This is a genomic window from Pseudomonas sp. SDO52101_S400, from assembly GCF_054071635.1.
This window is the reverse complement of sequence record NZ_JBSVWF010000113.1, coordinates 1-7,638: the sequence shown is the minus strand read 5'-3', so window position 1 is coordinate 7,638 and position 7,638 is coordinate 1. Positions and strand designations below refer to the sequence as shown.

7 protein-coding genes are annotated in these 7,638 nt (G+C 60.1%); 3 read left to right on the top strand and 4 right to left on the bottom strand.

Going from position 1 to position 7,638, the window contains the following annotated elements; all coding sequences use genetic code 11:
• Positions 1-85: 85 nt before the first annotated feature.
• The gene (gene tusA / locus ACW9HX_RS28680; protein WP_011335204.1) at positions 86-337 is read right to left on the bottom strand and encodes a sulfurtransferase TusA; all 252 of its coding nucleotides are present in this window, start codon (positions 335-337) and stop codon (positions 86-88) included.
• A 65-nt stretch (positions 338-402) separates the two neighbouring features.
• Positions 403-1,476 carry a 23S rRNA (cytidine(2498)-2'-O)-methyltransferase RlmM gene (gene rlmM / locus ACW9HX_RS28675; protein ID WP_457383167.1) on the bottom strand — a complete coding sequence of 358 codons (1,074 nt, stop codon included), beginning with the start codon at positions 1,474-1,476 and terminating at the stop codon, positions 403-405.
• Positions 1,477-1,697: 221 nt separating this feature from the next.
• Between rlmM and acnA the strand changes: the two genes are divergently transcribed.
• Positions 1,698-4,439: an aconitate hydratase AcnA gene (gene acnA / locus ACW9HX_RS28670; protein ID WP_457383166.1), complete on the top strand. Its 2,742-nt coding sequence runs from the start codon at positions 1,698-1,700 to the stop codon at positions 4,437-4,439.
• 289 nt (positions 4,440-4,728) lie between these two features.
• On the opposite strand, the gene ACW9HX_RS28665 is transcribed toward acnA, so the two are convergent.
• Together ACW9HX_RS28665 and ACW9HX_RS28660 are read right to left on the bottom strand one after the other, a co-directional pair.
• Positions 4,729-5,544, bottom strand: a complete 816-nt coding sequence (locus ACW9HX_RS28665) for an aminoglycoside phosphotransferase family protein (protein WP_457383165.1) — start codon at positions 5,542-5,544, stop codon at positions 4,729-4,731.
• Entirely contained in the window at positions 5,537-6,025 is a 489-nt protein-coding gene (locus ACW9HX_RS28660; RefSeq protein ID WP_085713126.1) for an SRPBCC family protein, read from the bottom strand. Before ACW9HX_RS28660 ends, ACW9HX_RS28665 begins: the two co-directional genes overlap by 8 nt.
• A gap of 197 nt (positions 6,026-6,222) precedes the next feature.
• Here ACW9HX_RS28660 and ACW9HX_RS28655 point away from each other — a divergent pair, with 197 nt between their 5' ends.
• Positions 6,223-7,143, top strand: a complete 921-nt coding sequence (locus tag ACW9HX_RS28655; RefSeq protein WP_457383164.1) for an ADP-ribosylglycohydrolase family protein — start codon at positions 6,223-6,225, stop codon at positions 7,141-7,143.
• A 55-nt stretch (positions 7,144-7,198) separates the two neighbouring features.
• Complete coding sequence (locus ACW9HX_RS28650; protein WP_457383163.1) at positions 7,199-7,603, top strand: lysozyme inhibitor LprI family protein; 405 nt, start codon at positions 7,199-7,201, stop codon at positions 7,601-7,603.
• Positions 7,604-7,638 lie beyond the last annotated feature (35 nt).

Here is a 7,638-nt window from a genome sequence, read left to right as displayed (position 1 = left end):
CCGAAGTATCCGATCAAAAATAAAAATGCCAGTCAGCTTAACTGACTGGCATTAGCAGATGCAGGTCTTTTTTTTTGCCTTTCGATCAACCGGACTTCTTGCGAATCCAGTACAGATAGGTCCCGGCCTCTTCGTGCTGCCCCACCAGTTCATGGTCAAGAAACACGCAAAACTTGGGGATGTCGCGGCGGGTCGACGGGTCGGTGGCGATCACCTTGAGCAGGCCGCCGGGCACCAGGTCACGGATGTGCTGGTGCAGCATCATCACCGGCTCCGGGCAGTTGAGGCCGGTGGCGTCGAGGGTGCCGTCGACCGGCGTATTAATCATTTCACTCATGATTCACTCCTGAAACTGGCCGGCATTGTCGCCCAATGCCGGGTGTTCGGTCACCTGTCGCGCGCTCAGCGGGCTTTGGTTTTCTTCACGTCATGGCGGCGCAAATGGCAGGTCACCTCCTCGCGGTCGTGGTACAGCTGCTTGCAGCCAATGTCGACCTTGATCCCGCGGGCCTTGAAACCATCGGCAATTCGCTCCAGCAGACGCTTCACCTCGGCGTATCGCTGCTTCATCGGCAACTTGAGGTTGACCACCGCCTCCCGGCAATGGCCCTCGCCGATCCACTCTTCGAGCATCGCCGCATTGCGCGCCGGCTTCTCGACGATGTCGCAGACCATCCAGTCCACCGGTTGCTTGGGTTTGAAGGTGAAACCGTCGGCCATCAAGTGCTGCACCAGGCCGGTATCCATCAGGCTCTCGGCCATCGGGCCGTTGTCGATGGCCGTCACCAGCATGCCGCGATTGACCAGTTGCCAGGTCCAGCCGCCCGGTGCCGCGCCGAGGTCGACACCGGTCATGTCGCTGTGCAGGCGATCGTCCCACTGATCGCGGGGGATGAAGTGATGCCAGGCCTCTTCCAGCTTCAGGGTCGAACGGCTCGGCGCCTCACGCGGGAACTTCAGGCGCGGAATGCCCATCGGCCACATCGCCGAGTTACCGGCATCGGCCAGACCGAGAAACACCTCACGGCCGCTCTTGAAGGTCAGCAACAGGCGCGGCTTGCTGGCGTCGTCCACCAATTTGCCGGCGCCGGTCAGCGCCTTGCGCAGCGGCCCTTCGAACTTCTTGCAGAAGTTCGACAGCTCCTTGCCGTCGTTGGTGTCGACGACTTCCAGCCACAGGTTGCCGCACACCGGGAATTCGGCCATGTGCGCGAGGATCACGCTGATACGGTCGGTTTCCGGCAGATCGATGAAGAGTCCACGGGCCCACTGGCGCGGGAAGATCAGCTCGGCAAAACGCTGCCCACGCATCAGACGTTCGGCGCCATCTTCTTCGGTGCAGACGAACTCGGCGCAAGCGGTCGCCGGTTTGGCCTTGGCGTAGCCGGCCACGTTCAGTTGGGCGGCGAGGTCGGAAATCTCCGAGCAGACTTCGCCTTCGAAGCCTGGCCGGCAATGCATGAATAGGGTGTTCATTCTTACTCCTGGGCAGAGGGCGATCATTCATCCCCTGCGCGATGGCCAGACCTGCGTTGAAGCAAAGCCTGTCACGAAAACCGGCGCATGATAGCCCATGTCGGAACCTTGGACTTGCCCATAGAGTCCAGTTATTAGCCAGCTACTGAAAACAGGGCTACGTTGATAGCTCTGCCCGTCCCCTCAGTCCGTAGCCGTGCGGACTCAAAGGAGTGATCGTAATGCCGTCCCTCGATAGTCTGAATTCTCTGAAAACCCTGAAAGTCGATGACAAGACTTACCACTATTTCAGCTTGCCGGATGCCGCCAAGACCTTGGGCGATCTCGACAAGCTGCCCATGTCGCTGAAAGTCCTGCTGGAAAACCTGCTGCGCTGGGAAGATGAAAAAACCGTCACTGGCGCCGATCTCAAGGCCATTGCAGCGTGGCTCAAGGAGCGCCGCTCCGACCGGGAAATCCAATACCGCCCTGCCCGGGTGCTGATGCAGGACTTTACCGGCGTACCGGCGGTGGTCGATCTGGCCGCGATGCGCGCCGCCATGGCCAAGGCCGGCGGTGATCCGCAGCGGATCAACCCGCTGTCGCCGGTGGATCTGGTGATCGACCACTCGGTGATGGTCGACAAATTCGGCAGCGCCAGCGCTTTCGAACAGAACGTCGACATCGAAATGCAGCGCAACGGCGAACGCTATGCCTTCCTGCGCTGGGGTCAGAGCGCGTTCGACAACTTCAGCGTGGTGCCGCCGGGCACCGGGATCTGCCACCAGGTCAACCTCGAATACCTCGGGCGCACGGTGTGGACCAAAGACGAAGACGGCCGCACCTATGCCTTCCCCGACACGCTGGTCGGCACCGACTCCCACACCACCATGATCAACGGCCTCGGCGTACTCGGCTGGGGCGTGGGCGGGATCGAGGCGGAAGCCGCGATGCTCGGGCAACCGGTGTCGATGCTGATTCCGGAAGTGATCGGCTTCAAACTCACCGGCAAACTCAAGGAAGGCATCACTGCCACCGACCTGGTGCTGACCGTGACCCAGATGCTGCGCAAGAAAGGCGTGGTCGGAAAATTCGTCGAGTTCTACGGCGACGGCCTCGCTGACCTGCCACTGGCCGATCGCGCGACCATCGCCAACATGGCCCCGGAATATGGCGCAACTTGCGGTTTCTTCCCGGTCGATGACGTCACACTGGAATACCTGCGCCTGTCCGGCCGGCCGACTGAAGTGGTGAAACTGGTGGAGGCATACACCAAGGCCCAAGGGTTGTGGCGCCTGCCCGGTCAGGAACCGGTGTTCACCGACAGCCTGGCGCTGGACATGGGCAGCGTCGAAGCCAGTCTCGCCGGGCCGAAACGCCCGCAGGACCGGGTGTCCCTGCCGAATGTCGGCCAGGCCTTCAGTGACTTCCTCGATTTGCAATTCAAACCCACCAGCAAGGAAGAAGGACGTCTGGAAAGCGAGGGCGGCGGCGGTGTCGCCGTGGGTAATGCCGATCTGGTCGGCGAAACCGACTACGAGTACGACGGCCACACCTATCGCCTGAAAAACGGTGCCGTGGTGATTGCTGCGATCACCTCCTGCACCAACACCTCCAACCCGAGCGTGATGATGGCTGCCGGCCTGCTGGCGAAAAAAGCCGTGGAGAAAGGCCTGACCCGCAAACCATGGGTGAAAAGCTCACTGGCACCGGGCTCCAAAGTGGTCACTGACTATTACAAGGCTGCCGGACTGACTCAGTACCTCGATCAACTCGGTTTTTCGTTGGTGGGCTATGGCTGTACCACCTGCATCGGCAACTCCGGCCCCCTGCCGGAACCGATCGAAAAAGCCATCCAGAAAGCCGACCTGACCGTGGCGTCGGTGCTGTCCGGTAACCGCAACTTCGAAGGCCGGGTGCATCCGCTGGTGAAAACCAACTGGTTGGCCTCGCCACCGCTGGTCGTTGCCTACGCTCTGGCCGGCACGGTGCGCATGGACATCAGCAGTGAACCGCTGGGTGAGGACAAACAAGGCAAACCGGTCTACCTGCGCGACATCTGGCCGAGCAGCAAGGAAATCGCCGACGCGGTGAATCAGGTCAACACCGCAATGTTCCACAAGGAATACGCCGAGGTGTTCGCCGGTGACGAACAGTGGCAAGCCATCGAAGTGCCGCAAGCCGCGACCTACGTCTGGCAGGCAGATTCGACTTACATCCAGCACCCGCCGTTCTTCGATGACATCGCCGGCCCTCTGCCGGTGATCACCGATGTGAAAGGCGCACGAGTGCTGGCGTTGCTGGGTGATTCGGTGACCACCGACCACATCTCCCCTGCCGGCAATATCAAGGCTGACAGCCCGGCAGGTCGCTATCTCCGGGAAAAAGGCGTGGATCCTCGGGATTTCAACTCCTATGGTTCACGCCGTGGCAACCACGAAGTGATGATGCGTGGCACCTTCGCCAACATCCGTATCCGCAATGAAATGCTCGGTGGCGAAGAAGGCGGCAACACGATCTACATTCCCACCGGCGAGAAACTGGCGATCTACGATGCGGCCATGCGTTATCAGGCCTCGGGTACGCCACTGGTGGTGATTGCGGGGCAAGAATACGGCACCGGCTCCAGCCGCGACTGGGCCGCCAAGGGCACCAATCTGCTCGGGGTGAAAGCGGTTATTGCCGAAAGCTTCGAGCGGATCCACCGTTCCAACCTGGTGGGCATGGGCGTGCTGCCGTTGCAGTTCAAGCTCGATCAGAACCGCAAGAGTCTTAACCTCACCGGCAAGGAAACCCTGGAGATTCAGGGCCTGACGGGTGTCGAGCTGACCCCACGGATGAACCTGTCCCTCGTGATCACCCGGGAAGACGGCCGGCAGGAAAAAATCGAAGTGCTGTGCCGCATCGATACCTTGAACGAGGTGGAGTACTTCAAGTCCGGCGGGATCCTGCATTACGTGTTGCGGCAGTTGATCGCCTCGTAAAACCTGCAGATGCAGAAACACCGCCAATCGGCGGTGTTTCTGTTTGGGCGCGATACTTTTCTGCAGGCGAAAAAAAACCCGCCGAAGCGGGTTTTTCCCAAGACCATTATCGACTCCCTGTCGGCAGCGATCCTTGCTAATGGTCGATCATCCGTGATCCTGAAACACTCCCTGTGCTTCAGTTGATGAGGCTAGATTACGCTCTGGATCCAATCGGCAATAGTCGAAAAAGCTACCATCGCGTGTAAGACATTCGCTATAGCGCCCCTTCCGAAAACCCTTAGTCGTGTCAGACATCGAGCGCGCAAGCCGCCAGTTGCGCGACTTTCAGCTGTCCGGCAGCGGCTTTTTGTTCAGCATCCTCCATGAACCACGCAGCAGACAGTCCGGCGAATGCCAGTACCCATTGCAAGAAGCGCCGACGGTCCAGTCCAGCCGATTCGCAGATCACATCGACTTGCCGTCGAAAACGTTCAGGATCGCTGGCCGTCGGCAGTTCCGGATTGCAGATCAGGTTGGCGTAGTCGTAACCGCGCTCGCCCCGCACACGTTTCGGGTCGATGACCAGCCAGCCGCGCGGGCCGAAATCGAGGACGTTGTCGTGGTGCATGTCACCATGCAGAACAACGACGTCACGGGGCTCGGCGAACAAGTCTTCAGCCATTTGCAGGCAAACCGCATATTGGCCACCGTATCGGGTGGCGGCCAATCGCAGCGAAGCAAACCATGGCGCGAGCTCCACCAGCGGTGGTGGCACCCTGTGGCGCGGCGCATGCAGCCGGGCCAAGGCTCTGCACATGATCCGCGTAGCCTCGTCATCCTCGCCGTTGAGCGCCATGTGCATCAACGAACGCCGGCCCATGGCCCGCTCCAGCAACAGGCCGTCTTCGTGATGAGCGAGCACCCGGGCGGCGCCGTCGCCGTCCCACCAGGTCATCAGCAGGTTGCCGTACTTTTCCTCATCGTCCACCGCGACTTTCAGCATCGCCGGTGCGTCGCCCTGACGTACCGGCAAGAGCATGCTGCCCGGCGTGATGATCGGAACACCGTCGGGCACCAGCGCCCAACGTTTCAACCACGGGGCAAACCCTTCGCTGTCAGCCACCTTCACGCTCGCGTGCCCTGTCGGTCTCGGCGAGAAAGTGTTCAAGTCGACTCAATTGCTCTTCCCAGCCACGGCTGTCCATGTAGTACGCCTCTTTCTGACGCACGTCGGGAATGTGCGCAAAACCTGACTCGGAAACCTTCAGCAGCGTGCCGTTCTCGTAGTCCTGCAGCTCGAATTTGACCAGCGTGGTCGGTTCCTGGGAGTAATCGATTTTCGGGTTCACGGCATAGGGATGCCAGCGGAAGGAAAACAACTGCTGGGGCTCGACCCGCTCCACCAGCACGTTCCAGAGCACATGTTCATAACCGGGGTACGTGACCTGCCCCTGCGTCCACTCGCCCGCGATAAACCGCCGGCCCTCCAGGGCCACGCCAAACCACTGGCCAAACGCCTCGGCATCGACCAGCGCGCGCCAGACATGGGAGCGCGGCGACCGGAGCATGATTTTACGTTCAAAGCTGTTGGGTACTGGTTTCATACGTCACCTCCTGTTTTGAACAGTAGGCTTGTATGACCACATGTCCAATGCGAAGTTGTATCAATCCAGTGCAGTCGTCCAACACGATGGAAATATCCAGCGGCATTTTTGCCCGGCAGCTCGTCAGCGTGCCGGCGGACGATCACCGCGAACCTGATAACGTTTGCCACGATCAGAACCCATACAAGGACGTCATCATGCAGCCATCTCTCCCCGAACGTTACCGTGGCGCCCTCCTCGGCCTGGCCTGCGGCGATGCAGTGGGAACCACTGTCGAATTCAAGTCTCGGGGCAGCTTCCAGCCCCTGACCGACATGGTAGGCGGCGGGCCGTTCCACCTGAAACCCGGGCAGTGGACCGACGACACCTCGATGGCGCTGTGCCTGGCAGAAAGCCTGCTGAACAAAAACGCATTCGATGCCGCGGATCAGATGGGCCGCTATCTGAACTGGTGGCAATGGGGTTATCTGAGTTCGACCGGCGAATGTTTCGACATCGGCATGACCGTGAGTCAGGCACTGGACCGCTATCAACAAACAGGAGAGCCGTTTGCCGGCTCCACCGATCCCTACAGTGCCGGTAATGGCTCGTTGATGCGCCTGGTACCCGTGGTTCTGTTTTATTTCCCCGATGCCCGGCAAATCAGACGATTCGCCGCCGACAGTTCACGTACCACTCATGCGGCGCCCGAGGCCGTCGAATGCTGCCAGTTGTTTGCCGAACTGCTCGGCAAAGCCCTGGAAGGTGCATCGAAAGCGGATCTGCGCCGCCTGCCGCAAACAGTCTTCAGCCAGCCCAAGGTCGCGGCGATTGCCCGGGGTGATTACTTGAACAAGTCGGAAAGGGAGATTCGCGGCACGGGCTACAGCGTCGAATCCCTTGAAGCAGCGTTATGGTGCTTCCAGCACACCGACAGCTTTGCCGCAGCCGTCCTGCAAGCGGCCAATCTGGGCGATGACGCGGACACCACGGCCGCTATCGTCGGCCAGTTGGCCGGTGCCCATTACGGCGTCCAGGGAATCCCGTCCGGGTGGCTGGAGAAGCTGCATGACGGAGAAGAAATTGCAGCTACGGCCGAACGGTTGCTCAACGCATCGAGACACCGCACACCTTGTTGAATCCACGAAGTCGCTAAACTGCTCGGCATCTTCAATGACTACAGCGAGAAACCCCATGTCCCCACGCCTGCTCCTGGCCCTGACGCCATTGCTTTTCACCTCTATTGCCCACGCCGCCGTCGACTGCGCCAATGCCAGCGATCAGGCGACAATGAATCAGTGCGCCGGGCAAGAGAACAAAGCGGCGGATAAAGAGTTGAACGCGGTGTATCAGCAAATCACCGCACGGCTGAAAGATGAGCCTGCCAGCAAGAAACTGCTGGTCAGTGCTCAGCGGGCGTGGATCGGATTTCGCGACGCCGAATGCGAATTTTCGGCATCCGGCGTAAAGGGCGGGAGTATGTACCCGATGATCTACAGTTCATGCATCACGCGATTGACCAAAGATCGAACCGAGGCGCTCAAGCAGTATTTGAAGTGTGAGGAAGGGGATGTGGGTTGCCCGGTGCCCGGGGCCTGATTTTTGTAGCGGTTTAGAGGGCCTCTTCGCGAGCA